Origin of the sequence: Phreatobacter stygius, from assembly GCF_005144885.1 — a bacterium.
In the GTDB taxonomy this organism is placed as follows: Bacteria; Pseudomonadota; Alphaproteobacteria; order Rhizobiales; family Phreatobacteraceae; genus Phreatobacter; species Phreatobacter stygius.
Map to the genome: position 1 here is coordinate 4,735,217 of NZ_CP039690.1, position 18,447 is coordinate 4,753,663.

Below are 18,447 nucleotides of genomic sequence, written 5' to 3' on the forward strand. Positions count from 1 at the left end.
CGCGCGGCTTACTGCAGCGGTTTTTCGTATTTGGTGTCGATCGCGATGGCGCCGGAGAGAGCGGCGACACGCTTGATCAGTTCGGAAATGCCCTGCGCCGTCAGCAATGCGAAACCGAGCGGCAGCACGAACTTGATCGGCCAGACCAGAAGCCCGCCGGCATTCTGCGACCATTCGTGCTGGCGGTAGGAGATCAGGAAGAACGGCCAGGCGAGATAGGTCAGGAAGATGGTGGCCGGCAGCAGGAAGACGATGATGCCGATGGTGTCGACCCACAGCCGGCCCCGATCGGACAGCGAGCCATAGACCAGGTCGACCCGGACATGTTCGTTCATCTTGTATGTGTAGGAGGCGCCGAGCAGCACGATGACCCCGAACAGGTACCACTGGATCTCCAGCAGCGAGTTCGATGACAGACTGAAGAGATAGCGGAATATCGCATTGCCGGCGCTGATCAGGCAGGCGAGCAGCACACACCAGTCAGCGATGCGGCCGACCTTCTCGTTCACCGCGTCGATGCCGCGGCTCAGGGCCAGAAGTCCGTTCATGCGAGGCAGTCTCCTCGAACCATTCAGGAAACGGGCCGCGCGTCGTCCACGCGAATCGGCGTGAACCAAGGCTCTAGCGCTCCGCGAGGCGCGTCACGCATGGAACGTTGGGGAGTGTTCTGTGACCAGCCGGAGCCCGGCTGCGCCCTCAGCGCGCCACGGCTCAACCCGCGACAGCCCACCCACGAAGTCCTTCCCGTCTGTCGGTCCTGCGTTTTTTGCAGGTACCAGTCTCTTGGTGCCGAAACACCGCGGCTTGTCTATGCCACGCTTGTCATCTGCACAATAGTTTGTTGCAAGGCAGATCCACCGAAAACGACGTCTGTTGTGCGTGAACCGGCGGCATCATTTCGGAAAAAACGCTGAAATGTCAGTGCATCATGCGTGGAACGACTTACGACGGAAGTCGAAGGCGACCGTGTCATCGCCGTGCCATGCCGCTGTGGACCGCGCCGGCGCCGGCCTACCAGCGACAGGCCTGCGCCACGCGGCGGCGGACCAGATCGATGCCCTGCAGTTCGAAGGTTCCCTCGAAGCGAAAGCCACGTGATCCCTCGAGACGGACCGATAGCCGTCCCGCGTCGGGAAGCGAGCGCAGAAAGTCGGCGACATCGCCCGGCATGGCCGCGGATTGATAGTTGGTCGACGAGACCCAGAGATCGCTGAGCACGAGACGATCATTGACGTGAAGCGTGACCAGGGTGGAGGCACTGCGTGCAATAACGGGATCTCGCGACACCGACAGGACGGTCCGTCCATCGGCGCAGCCGACCCGAAGCACGATGCTCTCGTCGCCGGACTGGCCGGTCGGGCGCTGGATGGCCATGACCGGGATCGTCCCGTCGGGCTGCGGCCGGCCGGCCTGAACATCCCAGGTTCCGCTACTGGACGCCCCGCTATTGGACGTCCCGCTGCCGGTACCGGGTGATGTTCCGGTTGCCTCCAGCGACCGCGCCGCCGCGTCGAAACAGCGTAGGCGTTCCACATCCTGGAGAATCGACGCGCACCGTTTGACGTTGGCCAGTGCGTCGCCTTGAGGCAGGGCTGGCCCGGCCAGCAGGGCAAGCGCAGCACATTGGATCGTGATATGGCGAAGGATATTCATTGGCCAGACCTTGCTGGCGCATCGTCGGCAGGTCAATCGTAGGATAGTGCAGCAGTGCTCGGGCTCGATCAAAGGCTGTGCATGCCGGACCCGCGCCCTGATGCGAGACATCTGGCGCGCCTTGACCAGGATGGATACAAATACGCATGACACGTCCATCCAGCGCTTCACCGCACCGCCCGATATCCGCCCTGCGCGCTTTTATCGCAAGCGAGGCCAGCGGCGGCATCGTCCTGATGGTGGCCGCGGCGGTTGCCATGGTGATGGCGAACTCGGCCGCGGCGCCAATCTATTTCGCCGTGCTGAAGACCTATATCGGCCCGCTCAGCGTGCTGCATTGGATCAATGATGGGCTGATGGCCCTGTTCTTTCTCCTGGTCGGCCTGGAGATCAAGCGGGAATTTGTCGACGGACAGCTCTCGACCTGGCCGCGGCGCGTGCTGCCGGGCATCGCCGCCGCCGGCGGCATGGTCGCACCCGCTGTCATCTATCTGGCGCTCAATGTCGGAACGCCCCCGACGCTGCGCGGCTGGGCCATTCCAACCGCCACCGACATTGCCTTCGCACTGGGCGTCCTGGCGCTCATCGGTTCGCGGGTCCCGGTGTCGTTGAAGATCTTCCTGACGGCGCTTGCCATCATCGACGATCTCGGCGCGATCGCGATCATCGCCGCTTTCTACACAGCCGATCTCTCGCTTGCCTGGTTCGCGGCCGCGCTCGCCGTCCTGGTGGTGCTCGCCGGTCTCAACCGCATGGGGGTCGAGAGACTGCCGGTCTATCTCGTCCTCGGCGCGGCTCTCTGGTTCTTCCTGCTGAAATCGGGGATCCATGCGACCCTCGCGGGTGTCGCGCTGGCGCTGACCATTCCCCTGCGCACCTCGCCGGGCAGGCCCGACGACCCGCATTCGCCGCTGCATATTCTTGAACATGCGCTCCACCCCTGGGTCGCCTACCTGATCGTGCCGGTCTTCGGCTTCGCCAATGCCGGCGTCTCGCTGTCCGGCATCAATGTCGCGGCGCTGGTCGCTCCGGTTCCGCTGGGCATTGCCGCCGGCCTGTTCCTCGGCAAGCAGATCGGCGTATTCCTGACCACCTGGATCGCGGTGAAGCTCGACTGGGCGGATTGCCCGGAAAACGCCTCCTGGCCGCAGGTCTATGGCGTCTCGCTGCTTTGCGGCATCGGTTTCACCATGAGCCTGTTCATCGGGCTCCTGGCTTTCCCGACCTCGGAACTCCTTCAGAACGAGGTCAAGATCGGCGTGCTGATGGGCTCGCTGCTGTCGGCTCTGGTCGGCACGCTGGTGCTGCTGGTGGCCAAACCCGCGCCGCCGCCCGCCAAAGCGGCGTGACGCCCTGATGCGCGGCCGGCGGCCGGCGCCGCGATTGCGGCGGTCTGGCCGAGACCGATGGTTCAGGACGGCGGCGTGCGCACGGTAGCCTCGGCGGCGCTGATCGGCCGGCTGAGGCGGGTGGTCTCGCGGTGCAAGGTATAGAGGCCGGACGCGATGATGATCGCCATGCCGGCCCAGCTCGCCCAGTCCGGCCAGTCGCCGAACACCGCGATGCCTGAAATCAGCGCCCAGATCATCACGCTGTAGCGGAACGGCGAGACCAGCGACACCTCGACGCCGCGGAACGCCTGGATCATGCAGAAATTGCCGATGACCAGCACGACCGAGGCGGCCGCGAGCAGACCGATATGCTGCCAGCTCGGGCTGACCCAGCCCTGGAACGGGACGGCGGCCGCGCCGAACAGCCCGACCGCCAGGCAGGTCGAGAGCGTGATCACCAGGGTCGGGATGGTCGGGTCGATGAAGCGGGTGATCAGGTCGCGGAGCGCGCAGAACAGCACGCTGGCGAGCGCCAGCGCCGTGGCGAAGCCGGCGGTGAAACCGGCGCCGGTCGGCTTGACCACGAACAGCATGCCGATGAAGCCGGCCACCACCGCCAGGCCGCGGCGCCAGCCGACCTTTTCGGCGAGCAGCGGCACCGACAGGGCAGTGATCACCAGCGGCGTGATCAGTGAAATCGCCGTGATGTCGCCGATCGGCATGCTCTTCAGCGCGGTGATGAACAGGAAGGCGACCGTTGCCTCGCTGATCGCCCGGCCGAGCACAAGCGGCGACAGGATGCGGCCAATGGCCCGGAGATGGCCGGCGGCGAACAGCCAGATGACCACGAGCGTGGTGGCGAAGACGCCGCGGATGGCGATGAGCTGGCCCGACGGCAGATCGGCGGCGACGATCTTCACCAGCGTATCGTTGGTGACGAAGAAGGCCATGGCGCCGAGCATCGCGACGATGCCACGGCGGTTGGCATCGGGGGTGGAGGCCGCAAGCGTCAGGGGTGTCATGCCAGGCGGCCCAGGCGAAACAGCGCGAGATCGTGGCGGGTCGTGCCCTTGGTGGCGAGATCGGCCAGAATCTCGCCCACGACACTGGCGAATTTGAAGCCGTGGCCTGAACAGGGGGAGGCAACGACCACCTGAGGGTGACCCGGCAAGGTGTCGATGATGAAATGTTCGTCGGGCGTATTGGTGAACATGCAGGCTCTCAAGGCCAGCGTCGCGCCGTCGGCGCCCGGGAACACCTCGCGGACGACGGCGCGCAACACGGCCTCGTCCTCGGCATCGGGCTCGCGCGACAGGGCGTCGGCATGGCCGCGCTGCTTCAGGTGATTGTAAAGGCCGATCTTGAAGCCGGGCACGCCGAAGACCGGGAACTGATAGCAGGTGGTGGCCGCCGTCTGGACGACCGAGACAGGGAAGGCGCCGAGCTTGAAATGCTCCGGCTGCCTGGGCTGGAACCAGCCGAGCACCTGGCGTTCCGGCACGGCGAGATTGGCGAGCGCCGGGACATGGTCGGCGATCCAGGCGCCGGTGGAGAGGATCAGCCGGCCGGCCTCGTAATGTCCCTTCGATGTCGTGACCCTGACGCCGCCGCCGGCTGTCGGCTCCCAGCCGGTGATCGGTTCACGCGCCCGGATCTCGGCGCCGGCCGCCATGGCCATGGTCGCCTGCGCGACAATGGCGCGCTCGCTCATCACGAAGCCCGCGTCCGGCTGGTAGTTGCCGACGTGATCGGGCGCCAGGCGGTAGCCGGGGAAGCGGCGCATCAGCTCCTTGGCGTCGATCAGCTCATGGTCGAGATCGTGCTGGGCGCAAGCCGCGAGCGAGCCAGTCACCACCCGCCCGTCCGCGGCTCCGATATCGAGGCCACCGGTGACATAGAGCAGCTGTTCGCCGAACAGCTGTTCGGTCTCGCGCCAGAGCTGATAGGCGCGCCGCAGCAGCGGCACATAGGAGGGGTGTTCAAAATAGGCGAGCCGGATGATCCGGTTGATGCCGTGCGACGAGCCCATCGCGTGCGGGATGTCGAAGCGCTCCAGGCCGAGCACCCGCTGACCCCGGCGGGCGAGCTGCCAGTAGGCAGCCGAGCCCATGGCACCGACGCCGGCGACAATCACGTCATAGCTGGGCACGTCTGTGCTCCGGTCGTTTCTTCCCTGGCGCTCAGCTAATCACGTCTGGCGCCGGCGTCGAGCGCGGGTTGCGAAGGTCAGCCGCCCGCCGGACGAGGAGCCATCGACGATCGGTACCGCGCCAAGTGTTTAGTCCAGGGCCTGGCCGAAACTGCGCTGGATGTCGTGCTGGATCAGCTCATAGACGGCGACCGATTTTTCCGGCTGGCCATCCTTGGCCTGGGCCTGCATCTGCAGGCTCATCAGCGAAATGGTCATGGCAAAGTTGATCGTCATCATGGCGCTGAGCACGATCAGCAGGGTCCGGGTCGAAACCAGGCCGCGTGCCAGCCGGGCGAAGGCCGGGGGGACGGACGGCTGCGTCTCCACGGCCACCGTCTCGAAGATCGGCCGATAAGACCCGGGCACCATCTTGATCCGTGTTGGCGAACTGGCGCCGGGACCGCTGTAATAGAGGTCGAGCGCGCCGCGCAGCCGCATCGCGGCGACCCTGACCGTCGAATCGCGGTCCGGCTCGAAATTGGCCGGCCGGCCAAGCGCTTCGACCGCGATCGTATAGGCCTTGATCGAGCGATCGTCGCCAGCCAGCGTCTGCTCGACCACATAGGTCAGCATTTTGGCCAGCAACGACCCTTCGGGCACGAAGGATGATTGCAAAATGCGCCCCAGCTCGTCCTGCACGGCAGCAGGACTAGGCTGCGACAGAGATGATTGGGTCATCGCGGTCACCCTATACCCGGGAGGCCACGAGCGTCGTTGCTCCGGCCAGATTCATTCTTGGCTGCGCAACGCCAGTCCGCCCCGCGAAACACACGCGCAGGGGTGTCGGACCATCAGCGTCTTGATGGCGCCATACGCCGGCAAATTACGGCCAAAGCGCGGCGGTCCCGGCCGCGCGGCGCAAGCCTGCCCATCGTTTTGCCGTGCAAACGATTGCCGGCGAGCGATCGCCGGTCACAGTTATGTAACAGCCGCTTCAGCCGCCGGTCATGCTCATGTGGCGGGTCACCGACGGCCGCTTGGTGCGCCGGTCGATGATGAAGTCATGGCCCTTGGGCTTGCGCGCGATGGCCCGGTCGATCGCGGCGTAGATCAGGTCGTTGGCTTCGGAGGCGCGCAGCGGCGAACGCAGGTCGGCGGCGTCCTCCTGGCCGAGGCACATGAACAGGGTGCCGGTGCAGGTGACCCGGACCCGGTTGCAGCTCTCGCAGAAATTATGGGTCATCGGGGTGATGAAGCCGATGCGCCCGCCGGTCTCGTTCACCGTGACATAACGGGCCGGACCACCGGTGCGATGGTCGCTCTCGGCGAGGGTCCAGCGGTCCATCAGGCGGGCGCGGACCATCGACAGCGGCAGGTACTGGTCGAGGCGCGAAGGCTCGATATCGCCGAGCGGCATGACCTCGATGAACGAGATGTCCATGCCCTTGCCGTGGGCCCAGACGATCAGGTCCTCGATTTCCGCCTCGTTGACGCCCTTGAGCGCCACCGCATTGATCTTGACGTGGATGCCGGCGGCCAGCGCCGCGTCGATGCCGCCGAGCACGTCGTTCAGATCGCCCCAGCGGGTGATCGTGCGGAACAGCGTCGGATTGAGCGTATCGAGCGAGACATTGATGCGCTTGACACCGAGGGCCGCGAGCTCGGTTGAATATTTGGCGAGCTGCGATCCGTTGGTGGTGACCGTCAATTCGTCGAGCGCACCGGTTTCCAGGTGGCGCGACAGCGAACGGAACAGCGTCATCACATCCTTGCGCACCAGCGGCTCGCCACCGGTCAGGCGCAGCTTCTTCACGCCCTTGTCGATGAAGGCCGAGCACAACCGATCGAGCTCTTCGAGCGTCAGCAGGTCCTTCTTGGGCAGGAAAGTCATGTTTTCCGCCATGCAATAGACGCAGCGGAAGTCACAACGGTCCGTCACCGAGACACGCAGATAGTCGATGCCGCGACCGAAAGGATCGATCATCGGCGTTGGCCTTACGGATGCGGCATGGTCGAACATGGCTTACCCCGCGGCCGGCGCCACAGGGCACCAACCGACTTCTCCTTCTATTTAGGCGACCTTTGTGGCTTCGTCACGCCCACTGCCGTTGAAGATCGCTGGCGAAACGTCTACCTGTCCAGGCAGAGGCAATAACGGGAATCGGGGAGACGCCGCGATGGCCGAAGTCAGCGCCGTCGAGAGCGCGACGGGCCGGGGCCATGCCTGGCCGGTCGAGCTCAGGCTGTCCGCCGACAAGCGCCGGCTGACGGTAAGCTTCGAGGACGGGCACATTTTCGCCCTGGATGCGGAATATTTGCGCGTCGAGAGTCCTTCGGCGGAAGTCCAAGGCCATTCGCCGTCGGAACGGAAATTCGTCGCGGGCAAGAAGGACGTGCAGGTGATCGGCATCGATCGCGTGGGCCATTACGCGATCAGGCTGTCCTTTGACGATCTGCATTCCACCGGGATTTTTTCATGGGACTATCTGTATGAGCTCGGACGCGACCACGCCGTCATCTGGAACCGGTACCTCGAAGGGCTCGCGGCCACGGGCGGCTCAAGAGAACGCCGACCGCGTTGAGCCCTTGGACGACAAGGATCTGGTGGTCCTGGATGAACTGAGCGCCTTGCTGGCCGATCCCCTGCCGCAGCGCCCGCAAGTCCAGCCGCCGCAAGTCCAGCCCCCACAAGTGCAGCCCCCGCAGGCCCCGGAGATCACCCAGGCGCGAGCGGCCGGAGCCACGGTCGCCGATCCGCAGCGTCAGGAGCCGGCCCTGCAGGATCCAGGCGAACCGTCGCCGGATCCCGAGCCATCGAACCCCGACGAGCCCTCCGAGCCCGATCCGGGTCCTGCCGACCCGATCGACGAGCCGCCGTCCATGCCGGTCACCCCGCCGGCGCCGGTTGCCGTGCCCGAGCCGGCCCTGGTCAGCGCCGCGCCGCTTCCCGCCTCCAGCCCCCAGACAAGCCCCGAGACCGCCACCATGATTCCGTGGATCGCCACAAAACAGTTCACCGTCGATCTGTTCCCATCCTGGACCAAGACCGAAGGCGACAAGGAGTGGAGCCTCGGCGCCGTAACGGTCGACGTGCCTGACATCACCGCAAAGCTCGACCAGTTGATCGCCTCGCTCAACGAGGACCAGTGGGAGATCAAGCTGGTTGTGCCGCTCGACAAGAGCCTGACCTATCACGAGCACCAGAAGGTGATGCGCCAGGGCAGCCGGCGCGAGCCGGAAGCCGTGCTCGGCGCCTTCGGGCTCGGCTGGGCCGCCAACACCACCGCCTCGCTCCTGGTGGTCTGCCAGCGCACCGAATGGCTCGATGCCATCGACTACAAGGCGCGGATCAAGGCGCGGCAGGACCGGATCGACGGCGAGGCGCGCCGGCGCGACCGGGCTCAGATCCTCGAGCAGAACGCCGCGGTCAACGCCAAGATCACCGCCGCCCAGAAGGCGCTCGAGGATTTGAAGGCGAACGGCGTGGCGATCAAGAAGTCGGGCTTCCTGCGCGGCGAGAAATTCGTCGTCGCCGGCATCGACTATACCAATCGCACCGAGGCGGAGGCTGCCCATCGCGCCCGCCTCGGCGAATTGGAGGCCGATCTCGCGGCCCTGCCGAAACAGTTGAAGAGCCTGCCGTCGGAGGCCTGAGCACGACGCGCGGATCAGCTTTCATCGACTGCGAGAGCCCGCCGTCGCGCGGGCTCTTTTGATTGTGTCCGGCTCCGTCACGGGTTTGCCGCCCCCGGTGCGCCGGGCGCGATTGAAACTGCCGGAACCCGTGCTACCTTCCTGGTAACGACGGCCAAAAGCCGCAAGCTTTCCCGGGAGGAACCATGACCATCCGCATCACCAGACGAACCGCGTTCGGGCTTGCCGCCGGCGCAATCGCTTCGCCCCTTGTGGCGCGCGAGGGCTTTGCCCAGGCCTATCCGAACCGCCCGGTCACCGTGATCGTGCCGTTCGGGGCGGGCGGCTCGACCGATGTCATCGGCCGCATCGTCGGCGAGCGCCTGCAGCAGCGGCTCGGCCAGGGCTTCATCATCGAGAACCGCGCCGGGGCCGGCGGCAATGTCGGCGTCGCCGCGCTCGCCCGCTCGGCCAATGACGGCTACACGATCGGCATGACGACGATCTCGAACCACGGGATCAATCCGATCCTCTACCGCGAGCGGTTGCCGTTCAAACCGATCGAGGATTTCGAATTCCTCAGCCTGTCGTCGGCCCAGCCGAACTTCATGTGCATTCACCCGTCGATCCCGGCCAAGACGCTGCCTGAATTCATCGCCTATCTCAAAGCCAATCCGGGCAAGGAGAATTTCGGCTCGTCGGGCATCGGCACGTCGATCCATCTGTCGGCGGAACTGTTCATGCAGCTCACCGGCACCAAGCTGATCCATGTGCCGATGCGCTCCTCGGCGGCCCTGGTGCAGGCCCTGATCAATGGCGAAGTGAAACTGTCGTTCGACAATTTCACCTCGCCCTATCCGCATTACAAGGCAGGTTCGATCCGCGGACTGGCCGTGACCTCGGCCCAGCGCGCCAAGATCGCGCCGGAGATCCCGCCGCTCGCCGAGACCTTGCCGGGCTTCGACATCACCTCCTGGAACGGCTTCCTGGCGCCCAAGGGCACGCCAAAGGAGATCTGCGACCGGTTGACCCAGGCGCTGCGCGACTCGCTCTCGGAACCGTCGGTGGTCAGCCGTTTCGAAGAAATGGGGGCGGCGTCCACACCCTCCACACCGGACGAGTTCAAGGCGAAGTCGCTGTCCGAAATGGCGAAGTTCGACGAGATCATCACCAAGGCCGGCATCACCTTGCAGAACTGACGTGCCGGTCCGGGCGGCGCTCCTGCCGCCCGGCGCCGCTCAGGCCGCCTGCTCGCCCGGAATGCCCGAGGCAATCAGCGCCGAGTTGCGGTAGCGGCGATCGTGGGTCACTTCCTGGCCAAGCCAGGAGGGGCGCTCGAAGACTTCGTCGGCATGGTCGAGCTCGATTTCCGCGATGACCAGCCCGGCATGCCGGCCGGTGAATTCGTCGACCTCCCACAGCTTGCCGGCATAGACCACCTCATGGCGCAGCTTGACGATCGGCGGATGTTGGCTGAGCCGCATCAGGTCCCTGGCGTCGGCGATCGGGATGGCATATTCGAACTCGTCGCGCGCCAGGCCGGCACGCTCGCCCTTGAGGGTCAGCGTCGCGGTGCCGTCGACCAGGCGAATGCGGGCCGAGACCATGGGCGAGGAAAACAGATAACCCTGTTCGATCGGCTTGACCGTCGCGCCGCGCCGCCAGGCCTCGCCGACAACCAGAAATTTGCGCTCGATTTCGATCGCCATGAAGGACGGTCCTCGATCGCCCGAAAATACAAGGGGCGGGACAATGTGCCCGCCGATGCCGGGATGGGCAAGCCACCTCAGGTGGCGGATCTGCCTCCCGACGCAGAAGGATTGCGCTCAGGTGCCCGGCAATGGTCAGATGCAAACCTCACCTCCTGCGGGCTCCCCCATGACCCTTGGTCTGTTCTTTGCCACCATTGCCGCTGCGATGATCTATGTCCTGACGCCCGGGCCGGCCTTCCTCGCCCTGTTCGCGCTCTCGGCCAAGGACGGGCGCGGCGCCGGTGCCTGGTTCGTCACCGGTCACCTGGTCGGTGACGTGCTCTGGGGCACCCTGGCGCTGGCGGCGATCGTCGGCGTCAACCAGTTGGGGCCCATGCTGTTCGAGGCGCTCGGCCTGTTCTGCGGGCTCTATCTGATCTTCCTTGGCACCAAGGCAATCATGGCCAAGGAAGCCTCGGGCACGACGGTCATCGGCTTCAGGCATCCGCTCGCCGCAGGTCTCTTGTTCGGCGTCACCAATCCCAAGGCCTATCCGGTCTCGGTCGCCATGTTCACCGTGCTGGTCGGTCACTATTCCGGCCTGCTCACCTGGGACATGGCCCCTTCCGTCATGGCGGTGGCCTTCTTCGGCTTCATCATGGCCGATATGATCCTGGTGTCGGTCGCGGGCCTCGCGCCGGTCCGCCGTTTCTTCCTCGGCCACGGCCTGATCATCACGCGCGTCGTCGGCGTCACCTTCGTGCTGTTCGGCGCCAAATCGATCTCGGACGCGATCTCGAGCTATCGCGCCCGGGCGTGAGCGGCGTGGTTTTGCTTCCCTGAAGCCGCAAAGCGCTTTAATCGGCGCGGCATGAAACCCTTCGATCGCCTCTCGACCGATCCCGCCCGCGCCGCGCTGATCGTCATCCTGGCCTTCACGGCCCTGCGTGTGGTGTTCGCGAGCCTGCTCGGCTTCGGCGTCGACGAGAGCTATACGCTCGGCCAGGCGCGTTTCCTGGCCCTGTCCTATTTCGACCATCCGCCGCTGCACATCTGGCTCGCCCATGGGGCGATGAAGCTGTTCGGCACGAGCTGGGCGGTCCGGCTGCCCTTCGTGCTGCTGTTTGCCCTGACATCCTGGTTGATGTTCCGCCTGACCGAGCGGCTGTTCGGCGGCTGGGCTGCCGCCTGGGCCGTCTTCGCCTTGAATGTCTCGGTCTTTTTCCTGGCATCTCCCGGCACCTGGGTTGTGCCGGACGGGCCGCTGCTGTTCTGCCTCTCGGCCGGCATGCTGGCGCTGGCCCGCCTGTTCTTCCCGAAAGATGGCGAGGCGCCGTCGGCCTGGGGCGCCTGGGTGGTCGCCGGCCTCTGCTTCGGGCTTGCGGGTCTTTCCAAATATTCCGCGGTCTTCGTCATTTTCGGGCTCGCCATCTTCATGCTGGCGACGCCGCACCGGCGCCACCTGCTGCATCCGGCACCCTGGCTCGGCGCGCTGATCGCAGCCGTGCTGGTCAGCCCGGTCATCGTCTGGAACATGAGCCATGACTGGGCCTCGCTGAAGTTCCAGGCGGGCAGGGGCGGCGGCAACGGCCTGACCTTTCCGGCCTTCGCGCAAATGGTGGTCGGTCAGTTCGTCTGGCTGGCGCCCTGGGTTGCCGTGCCGCTGGCTTATGCCGGGGTCGCGGCCTTCGGCCAGATCAAGGATCCACGCCGGCTGTTCCTGATCGCGCTGGCGCTGCCGAGCATCGGCTATTTCACGCTTCAGTCGCTCTGGTCGGGCTGGGCGCTGCCGCACTGGCCGATGCCGGGCTGGTTCTTCGTCTTCCCGTTGCTCGGTCTCTGGCTTGTCGAAAACCCCGACGCCAAGCCGTCGTCCGAGACCTGGGCCAAATGGTGCGCGGGGCTCGCTGTCGGCCTGTCGCTCGGCCTCGGCATCATCGGCGCGACCGGTGCGCTGACCCGCTTCGGCGTGCCGGTCAGGGCCGACCCGACGCTCGACGCGCTGAACTGGACCGAGCTCCGGCCGCTGCTCATCGCCCGCGGCGCCGGCCAGCCGAGCGGTCCGGTGGTCGCCGGCCTCACCTGGAACGAGGGCGGCAAAGTCGACCTGGCCATTGGCGACATCGCGCCGGTGATCGTGCTCGGGCCCGACCCGCGGGGTTTCGGCTTCCGCCAGGACCAGCGCAGTTTCGCCGGCCGCCAGGTGATCATCGTGGCGCTTGCCGGCACCTATGCGCGGCAACAGGCGGCGCTGGCGAGCCAGTTCGACGTCCTCGGGGAGCCCGAAAAAGCAACGGTCGGCCGCCTGGGCCGACCGGAGCTCGATCTGGTCATTGTCCGGGCGGGCGGACTGAAGTCCGCCACGCCACGGGCCTTGGCGCTGCGCTGACGCGCGGCGCCGGTCGGCTCGCCCGGCTCACTTATCCAGGCCGGCCAGCAGCATATATTTGATCTCGAGGAATTCCTCGGTGCCGTGATGTGAACCCTCGCGGCCGAGACCGGATTCCTTGACGCCGCCGAACGGCGCCACGTCGACGCCGATCAGGCCGGTATTGATGCCGACCATGCCATATTCCAGCGCCTCCGCGACGCGGAAGATGCGGCCGATGTCACGGCCGTAGAAATAGCTCGCCAAGCCGTACTGGCTGGCATTGGCGAGGTCGATCGCCTCCTGCTCGGTCTTGAACCTGTAGACCGGGGCGAGCGGCCCGAAGGTCTCCTCGCGGGTGACGATCATGTCCGAGGTCATGCCCGACAGCACGGTCGGCTCGAAGAAGGTGTGGCCAAGCGCATGGCGATGGCCGCCGGTTTCCAGCTTGGCGCCCTTGGCCAGCGCGTCCTGGACGTGGCTCTCGACCTTGTCGACCGCCGCCGGCTTGATCAGCGGCCCCTGGGTGACGCCGGCGTCGAGGCCGTTGCCGACCTTCAGCTCGCGGACCTTGGCGGTGAACTTGGCGACGAACTCGTCATGCACCTCGTCCTGGACGAAGATGCGGTTGGCGCAGACGCAGGTCTGACCCATGTTGCGGTATTTCGACAGCATGGCGCCCTCGACGGCGGCGTCGATATCGGCATCGTCGAAGACGATGAAGGGTGCATTGCCGCCAAGCTCCAGGCCGACCCGCTTCACGGTGGAAGCAGCCTGCTGCATCAACAGCTTGCCGACCGGGGTCGAGCCGGTGAAGCCGATGAAGCGCACCGTCGGATGCTCGCACCAGACCTTGCCGATCGGTGCGGCGTCGCCGGTGATGACGTTGAACACGCCGGCCGGAATGCCGGCGCGGTGGGCGAGTTCGGCGAGCGCCAGCGCGGTCAGCGGCGTCTCCGGGGCGGGCTTGATCACGGTGGCGCAGCCGACCGCGATCGCCGGGGCGCATTTGCGGGTGATCATGGCGGCCGGGAAATTCCACGGCGTGATGGCGGCGCAGACGCCGATCGGCTGCTTGTGCACCAGGATGCGCGCGTCGTTGCGATGGGTCGGGATCATCTCGCCATAGATGCGGCGGGCTTCCTCGGCATAGAACTCGACGAAGGAGGCGGCATAACCGACCTCGCCCTTGGATTCGAACAGCGGCTTGCCCTGCTCGGCGGTCATGATCAGGCCGAGGTCGTCGGTATTGGCGATGATCAGGTCGAACCACCTGCGCAAGATGTTCGAGCGTTCCTTGGCGGTCGTCTTCGACCAGAGCTTGAACGCCTTGTCGGCATGTTCGACCGCCTCGGCCGCTTCCCTTGCGCCGAAGCGCGGCACGTGGCCGATGGTCTGGCCGGTCGCCGGATTGATCACCGGATCGGTGCCGGAGCCGATCCATTCGCCGTTGACATAACATTGCGACTTGAGGAGCGAGGGATCCTTCAGCGGCAGCGGCGAGGATTTGAGCGGCGCGTTCATGGGGGGCTCCAGCCAGTTCGGGCCATGTGGAATGGGGCGGACGCTCTCTAGCATCGGCATCTGGCGCATGCATCCCGTCCAGCGCAGGGCAGGCGCGATGAGCGTGACAGTCATGGCCTGATCCGGCATGAGGGGCCTGCTCTCTCGAAACCACGCCAGCCCGAGTCCCCATGACCGCCCCCACCATCGTCTTCGACCTCGACGGCACGCTCGTCGATACCCATCCCGATCTGATCGGCACGCTGTCCTGGCTCCTGGAGGCCGAAGGCCTCGATCCCGTCGATCTCGTCCAGGCCAAGAACCTGATCGGCCACGGCATGAAACCGATGATCGAGAAGGCGCTGAAGCTGCAGGGCAGGGGCAGCACCCAGGACGAGATCGACGAGGTCTTTGGCCGCTATGTCGTGGCCTACGAAAAGCGCATCGCCGCGGCCAGCCGGCCTTATCCGGGCATTGTCGCGGCACTCGACCACTTCGCGGCCGAAGGCATGCTGCTCGCGGTGTGCACCAACAAGCTGCATCGCCTGGCGGTGAAGCTGCTCGACGAGTTGGATCTGACCCGCCACTTCCAGGTCATCACCGGCTTCGACACCTATCCGGTGCGCAAACCCCATCCCGACCACCTCATCTTCACCATCCGGGATGCCGGCGGCGATCCGGCCAAGGCGGTGATGATCGGCGATTCCGAGACCGATATCCGCACCGCCCAGGCGGCCCGGGTGCCGCTGGTCGCCTATTCCGGCGGCTATACCGCCATCCCGCTGCCCGAACTCAATCCGGATGTCATCCTCGACGACTACCACGACCTGCCGGCAACAGTTGCCCGGCTGCTGGCGCAGGCCGCTGTCCGCTAGGTGATTTTTGAACAAATTCCCTTGGGTAAGGTGAAATATTAAGATCCCATTTACCTCAATTTCTTAGGGTCGGCGGTCAAATGGCCCGGCATCGCGATGCCGGGCCTCGAGGAGACCGCCATGGGCTTCGGCCATCTGCTCAAAGGGCGCCGCAAGAGCGACGCCGTGCATGCGCATGAGGCTGGACCTCCTCCCGCCGCCGGGCCGAGCGCGGCCGAGGTTGAAATCATCAGGCTGAAAGCCGAGATCGCCCAGGTGCGCGACACCATCGATCTCGTCGAATCCGATCTGATGGCCGTCATCCGCGACGTCTCGTCTTCGGCTGACAAGGTCCATGACGGCACGGCTGCGGCCGCGCGTGCGCTCGCCGCCATCCGTGAGCGCTCGGGCGCCCTGAACGGGCTTGCCGCCGGCGCCTCGGAGAATTCGCGCGAACTGGCCTCGGCGACCGAGAAGTTCACCCAGAGCGCCACCGAGATCGGCGGCCAGGTGCGACAGGCCACCCAACTGACCGATCAGGCGATCGAGGCGGCCGGCAGCGCGTCCCAGAGCGTCGACAGCCTGCGCGCCTCCTCGGCCGAGATCGACCAGGTGGTGGGCCTGATCGCCAAGATCGCCCGCCAGACCAATCTCCTGGCGCTCAATGCGACGATCGAAGCGGCGCGCGCCGGCGAGCTCGGCAAGGGTTTCGCCGTGGTCGCGACCGAAGTGAAGATGCTGTCGCAGGAGACCCAGAAAGCGACCGACGAGATCGCCCGGCGTATCGCCCAGTTGCAGGCCGACAGCCAGTCTTCGATATCAGCCGTGCAGCGGATCGCCGGCGCGGTCGAGGCGATCCGCCCGGTCTTCGCTTCCGTTGCCGATGCAGTGGAAGAACAGGTCGCAAGCATTGGTGCATTGTCGCGTTCGGCCGGCGAGACCGCCCGCTTCGTCGAGACCGTTGCGTCCGGCGCCGGCGCCATTGACGAGGCTGCCCGCGAGGCCGAGGACACATCACTGGCGGCGGACACGGCCGGCAAGCGTGCCCAGGCGCTGACCGAGAAGCTGCGCTCGCGCTTCACCATTTTCCTGCGCCAGTCGGAGATTGGCGACCGCCGCCGCTTCGATCGGCTGCCCGCCGATATTGGCGTCAAAGTCTCCGGCCAGGGTATCTCGATCGAGGCCAAGACGATCGATCTTTCGGAAGACGGCATGCTGCTCGCGGTGCCCGACCTCTCCCGGATCAAGGACAGCGGGCACTATGATTGCGCCATGGCGGGCATCGGCAAGGTGCAACTGCGCGTCGTCGCCAAGTCGTCGCTCGGTCTGCACGGCCAGTTCGTCAAAATCGACGAACGGACCAGGGCGGCACTCGACGGCAAGCTGATCGAATTGCGCGCCGCCGATGCCGAACGGGTCGAACGCGCCGTCCAGGCGGCCGCCGAAATCGGCAGCGCCATCGAGGCTGCGATCGAGGCGGGCAAACTCACCCGCGAGGATGCTTTCGACAATGCCTATGTCGAAATCGCCGGTTCAAATCCGCTGCAGCACAGCACGCGTTATCTCAGGGCTTTCGAGGCGATCCTGCCGGCGATCCAGGAACGCTGGCTCGGCCTCGACAAGCGCATGACCTTTTGCGCCGCGGTCGACCGCAACGCCTATCTGCCGGTGCACAACAAGGTCTGCTCACAGCCGCAGAGGCCTGACGATCCCGCCTGGAACGCGGTCAATGCCCGCAACAAACGCATCTTCGACGACCGCGCCGGCCTCAGCGCGGCGCGCAACGTCAGGCCCTTCCTGATCCAGTCCTATGCCCGCGACATGGGCAACGGCACCATCGTGATGATGAAGGAGATCGACGCGCCGATCCGCATTTTCGGCAAGCATTGGGGTGGCCTGCGCATGGCCTACAAGCTCTGAAGCGCGGAGCGCGCAACCGCCGCCTCGAGCGCCGCGGCGACCGTGCGGAGCCGGTCGAGTGCGGTCGCGAAATCCCGCGCGCCGATGGCTGACCAGATCGCCGATGCGTCTTCGACCACGCCATGGATGCGGACCGGCAAGGTCTCCGTCTCGGCAAGCGCGCCCTTTTCGTTGATCAGGTAGCGCCGGTTGGCGGCGAACAGGACCTGCGCCACGCAGGCGAGCGCCCGATACGCGGAGCCTGCGATATGTGTCTGGTCACCGCGTGCGATCGCGGTCGCGGCGATCTCGATGGCGAAACGCACCTCCCAACGGAACCGCGCGATCAGCGCCTGGCGCAGCGCTTCGGGATAGGGCGTGGTCAATTGCTTGAGCGCGGCCACGGCCTCGCCGCGATCGAAGAGCGGCCGGCAAAGCGCGACCTCGCCCATCCAGATCGCCGAACAGAAGCCGTGCGGGTGGCCCGGCTGGTAGTCCATGGACACGCGTCCAGCCCGGCAATCGGCGATCACGTCGCCGACCCGGCCAAGGTCGCGATAGAGCAGGTCGACCTTCCGTCCGCCGATCGACAGCCAGCCGCCGCCATTGATCCAGGGGCCCCATTCACCAAGGCGGGTTACCTGAGCTTCGCCTGCAATGTCGACCAGGGGTTCGAGGGCCGCCTGCAATGCCACGACATCAAGCGGCGCCTGCGGTGCGTAATAGAGGCCGAGATCATAGTCGGAGCCGGGCCCGGCTGTGCCGCGCGCCCGCGATCCGCCGAGCACCAGCGCCGTCAGGCCGGGAACGGATGTGAGGGCGCTTGTCACGGCGTCGATGGTCGGATCGGTCATCCGCCGAGCCTAGCCGAGGACGCCGCGACGCGCAGCCCGGGCGGCCGGCGTCAGGCCGGCGGAGCGCCCAATACCGTGATCGCCATCTCGGTATCCATATATTCGGTCAGCTCGACCAGCTTGCCGCCGGCGAGCCGGAAGACGAAGCAATAGTGGTTCCGGTAGGGCCGGCCGTCCTTGGCCATGTTGGCGCCGCGCGCCTCGACCACGACAAGGTCGCCATCGGCGATGAAGCGCTGGGCGATGGTTCGGGTGCGGCCCTCGATCCGCGCGCGCAGCAGGGGAAACAGCTGATCCATGACAGCGGCCTTGCCGTCATAGGTCCTCGACCATTGGCTCTCGCCGGCCATGGTCCAGCGGAACTCCTCCGCCATGCTGTCGACGAAGGGCCTGGAATTGCCCTCGGCCAGGGCGTCGAAAACGGTCTTCAGGATCGCTTTGTTGTCGGATGGGTTCATGATGGCTCTCTCGCGTCGCGGGGTGATTGCTCGAGAGGGATCATCGCGCCGGGGTCGTCATTCTTCCAATCG

General features: G+C 66.0%; 18 protein-coding genes. 8 read left to right on the forward strand and 10 right to left on the reverse strand.

The genetic code is table 11. The features are described from left to right. Positions 1 to 8: 8 nt before the first annotated feature. Positions 9 to 548: a TRAP transporter small permease subunit gene (locus tag E8M01_RS22235; protein ID WP_136962156.1), complete on the reverse strand. Its 540-nt coding sequence runs from the start codon at positions 546 to 548 to the stop codon at positions 9 to 11. A 463-nt stretch (positions 549 to 1,011) separates the two neighbouring features. Next, positions 1,012 to 1,812, reverse strand: coding sequence for a type VI secretion system-associated protein TagO (locus E8M01_RS22240; RefSeq protein ID WP_136962157.1), 801 nt, complete (start codon positions 1,810 to 1,812; stop codon positions 1,012 to 1,014). Between E8M01_RS22240 and nhaA the strand changes: the two genes are divergently transcribed. Then, positions 1,800 to 3,002, forward strand: coding sequence for a Na+/H+ antiporter NhaA (gene nhaA, locus E8M01_RS22245; RefSeq protein WP_136962158.1), 1,203 nt, complete (start codon positions 1,800 to 1,802; stop codon positions 3,000 to 3,002). The two genes, E8M01_RS22240 and nhaA, sit on opposite strands and share 13 nt — an antisense overlap. Before the next feature lie 62 nt (positions 3,003 to 3,064). On the opposite strand, the gene E8M01_RS22250 is transcribed toward nhaA, so the two are convergent. From E8M01_RS22250 to moaA, 4 genes are all read right to left on the reverse strand, one after another. After that, entirely contained in the window at positions 3,065 to 4,006 is a 942-nt protein-coding gene (locus tag E8M01_RS22250; protein WP_136962159.1) for a DMT family transporter, read from the reverse strand. Further along, positions 4,003 to 5,133: an N-methyl-L-tryptophan oxidase gene (gene solA, locus E8M01_RS22255; RefSeq protein ID WP_136962160.1), complete on the reverse strand. Its 1,131-nt coding sequence runs from the start codon at positions 5,131 to 5,133 to the stop codon at positions 4,003 to 4,005. The genes E8M01_RS22250 and solA overlap by 4 nt, the downstream gene beginning before the upstream one ends. A 129-nt stretch (positions 5,134 to 5,262) precedes the next feature. Next, positions 5,263 to 5,853 carry a hypothetical protein gene (locus E8M01_RS22260; RefSeq protein ID WP_136962161.1) on the reverse strand — a complete coding sequence of 197 codons (591 nt, stop codon included), beginning with the start codon at positions 5,851 to 5,853 and terminating at the stop codon, positions 5,263 to 5,265. 256 nt (positions 5,854 to 6,109) lie between these two features. Then, on the reverse strand, positions 6,110 to 7,099 hold the full coding sequence (gene moaA / locus E8M01_RS22265; protein WP_246088385.1) for a GTP 3',8-cyclase MoaA: 990 nt from the start codon (positions 7,097 to 7,099) through the stop codon (positions 6,110 to 6,112). Positions 7,100 to 7,292: 193 nt separating this feature from the next. Here moaA and E8M01_RS22270 point away from each other — a divergent pair, with 193 nt between their 5' ends. The 3 genes from E8M01_RS22270 to E8M01_RS22280 all read left to right on the forward strand — a co-directional run bounded on the left by E8M01_RS22270 (position 7,293) and on the right by E8M01_RS22280 (position 9,947). Next, positions 7,293 to 7,697 carry a gamma-butyrobetaine hydroxylase family protein gene (locus E8M01_RS22270; RefSeq protein WP_136962163.1) on the forward strand — a complete coding sequence of 135 codons (405 nt, stop codon included), beginning with the start codon at positions 7,293 to 7,295 and terminating at the stop codon, positions 7,695 to 7,697. 4 nt (positions 7,698 to 7,701) lie between these two features. Continuing rightward, positions 7,702 to 8,769, forward strand: a complete 1,068-nt coding sequence (locus E8M01_RS22275; RefSeq protein WP_136962164.1) for a hypothetical protein — start codon at positions 7,702 to 7,704, stop codon at positions 8,767 to 8,769. Between the two features lie 185 nt (positions 8,770 to 8,954). Continuing rightward, a complete protein-coding gene (locus E8M01_RS22280) occupies positions 8,955 to 9,947 on the forward strand; it encodes a Bug family tripartite tricarboxylate transporter substrate binding protein (protein ID WP_136962165.1) in 993 nt (330 codons plus the stop codon). 39 nt (positions 9,948 to 9,986) lie between these two features. Here E8M01_RS22280 and E8M01_RS22285 read toward each other — a convergent pair whose 3' ends face one another. Next, entirely contained in the window at positions 9,987 to 10,457 is a 471-nt protein-coding gene (locus E8M01_RS22285; protein ID WP_136962166.1) for a CYTH domain-containing protein, read from the reverse strand. A 169-nt stretch (positions 10,458 to 10,626) separates the two neighbouring features. Here E8M01_RS22285 and E8M01_RS22290 point away from each other — a divergent pair, with 169 nt between their 5' ends. Both E8M01_RS22290 and E8M01_RS22295 read left to right on the forward strand, forming a co-directional pair. Next, complete coding sequence (locus E8M01_RS22290) at positions 10,627 to 11,259, forward strand: LysE family translocator (RefSeq protein ID WP_170182022.1); 633 nt, start codon at positions 10,627 to 10,629, stop codon at positions 11,257 to 11,259. 51 nt (positions 11,260 to 11,310) lie between these two features. Then, complete coding sequence (locus tag E8M01_RS22295; RefSeq protein ID WP_136962168.1) at positions 11,311 to 12,828, forward strand: ArnT family glycosyltransferase; 1,518 nt, start codon at positions 11,311 to 11,313, stop codon at positions 12,826 to 12,828. Between the two features lie 27 nt (positions 12,829 to 12,855). Here the strand turns inward: E8M01_RS22295 and E8M01_RS22300 are convergent, their stop codons facing one another. Further along, positions 12,856 to 14,331, reverse strand: coding sequence for an NAD-dependent succinate-semialdehyde dehydrogenase (locus tag E8M01_RS22300; RefSeq protein ID WP_136962169.1), 1,476 nt, complete (start codon positions 14,329 to 14,331; stop codon positions 12,856 to 12,858). Between the two features lie 170 nt (positions 14,332 to 14,501). Here E8M01_RS22300 and E8M01_RS22305 point away from each other — a divergent pair, with 170 nt between their 5' ends. Both E8M01_RS22305 and E8M01_RS22310 read left to right on the forward strand, forming a co-directional pair. Then, positions 14,502 to 15,185, forward strand: coding sequence for an HAD hydrolase-like protein (locus E8M01_RS22305; protein ID WP_136962170.1), 684 nt, complete (start codon positions 14,502 to 14,504; stop codon positions 15,183 to 15,185). 120 nt (positions 15,186 to 15,305) lie between these two features. Further along, positions 15,306 to 17,084: a methyl-accepting chemotaxis protein gene (locus E8M01_RS22310; protein ID WP_170182023.1), complete on the forward strand. Its 1,779-nt coding sequence runs from the start codon at positions 15,306 to 15,308 to the stop codon at positions 17,082 to 17,084. Here E8M01_RS22310 and E8M01_RS22315 read toward each other — a convergent pair. Beyond that, on the reverse strand, positions 17,072 to 17,917 hold the full coding sequence (locus tag E8M01_RS22315) for a nucleotidyltransferase family protein (RefSeq protein ID WP_136962172.1): 846 nt from the start codon (positions 17,915 to 17,917) through the stop codon (positions 17,072 to 17,074). The genes E8M01_RS22310 and E8M01_RS22315 overlap by 13 nt on opposite strands. A 50-nt stretch (positions 17,918 to 17,967) precedes the next feature. Next, entirely contained in the window at positions 17,968 to 18,375 is a 408-nt protein-coding gene (locus tag E8M01_RS22320) for a nuclear transport factor 2 family protein (protein ID WP_136962173.1), read from the reverse strand. Positions 18,376 to 18,447: the final 72 nt, after the last annotated feature.

Coding starts and splice junctions, on each gene's coding strand:
- E8M01_RS22250 (WP_136962159.1), bottom strand. CDS start 4,006: ATGACACCCCTGACGCTTGCGGCCTCCACCCCCGATGCCAACCGCCGT.
- E8M01_RS22290 (WP_170182022.1), top strand. CDS start 10,627: ATGACCCTTGGTCTGTTCTTTGCCACCATTGCCGCTGCGATGATCTAT.
- E8M01_RS22240 (WP_136962157.1), bottom strand. CDS start 1,812: ATGGACGTGTCATGCGTATTTGTATCCATCCTGGTCAAGGCGCGCCAG.
- E8M01_RS22280 (WP_136962165.1), top strand. CDS start 8,955: ATGACCATCCGCATCACCAGACGAACCGCGTTCGGGCTTGCCGCCGGC.
- E8M01_RS22320 (WP_136962173.1), bottom strand. CDS start 18,375: ATGAACCCATCCGACAACAAAGCGATCCTGAAGACCGTTTTCGACGCC.
- E8M01_RS22315 (WP_136962172.1), bottom strand. CDS start 17,917: ATGACCGATCCGACCATCGACGCCGTGACAAGCGCCCTCACATCCGTT.
- E8M01_RS22310 (WP_170182023.1), top strand. CDS start 15,306: ATGGGCTTCGGCCATCTGCTCAAAGGGCGCCGCAAGAGCGACGCCGTG.
- E8M01_RS22305 (WP_136962170.1), top strand. CDS start 14,502: ATGACCGCCCCCACCATCGTCTTCGACCTCGACGGCACGCTCGTCGAT.
- E8M01_RS22285 (WP_136962166.1), bottom strand. CDS start 10,457: ATGGCGATCGAAATCGAGCGCAAATTTCTGGTTGTCGGCGAGGCCTGG.
- E8M01_RS22295 (WP_136962168.1), top strand. CDS start 11,311: ATGAAACCCTTCGATCGCCTCTCGACCGATCCCGCCCGCGCCGCGCTG.
- nhaA (WP_136962158.1), top strand. CDS start 1,800: ATGACACGTCCATCCAGCGCTTCACCGCACCGCCCGATATCCGCCCTG.
- E8M01_RS22235 (WP_136962156.1), bottom strand. CDS start 548: ATGAACGGACTTCTGGCCCTGAGCCGCGGCATCGACGCGGTGAACGAG.
- E8M01_RS22270 (WP_136962163.1), top strand. CDS start 7,293: ATGGCCGAAGTCAGCGCCGTCGAGAGCGCGACGGGCCGGGGCCATGCC.
- E8M01_RS22300 (WP_136962169.1), bottom strand. CDS start 14,331: ATGAACGCGCCGCTCAAATCCTCGCCGCTGCCGCTGAAGGATCCCTCG.
- E8M01_RS22260 (WP_136962161.1), bottom strand. CDS start 5,853: ATGACCCAATCATCTCTGTCGCAGCCTAGTCCTGCTGCCGTGCAGGAC.
- moaA (WP_246088385.1), bottom strand. CDS start 7,099: ATGATCGATCCTTTCGGTCGCGGCATCGACTATCTGCGTGTCTCGGTG.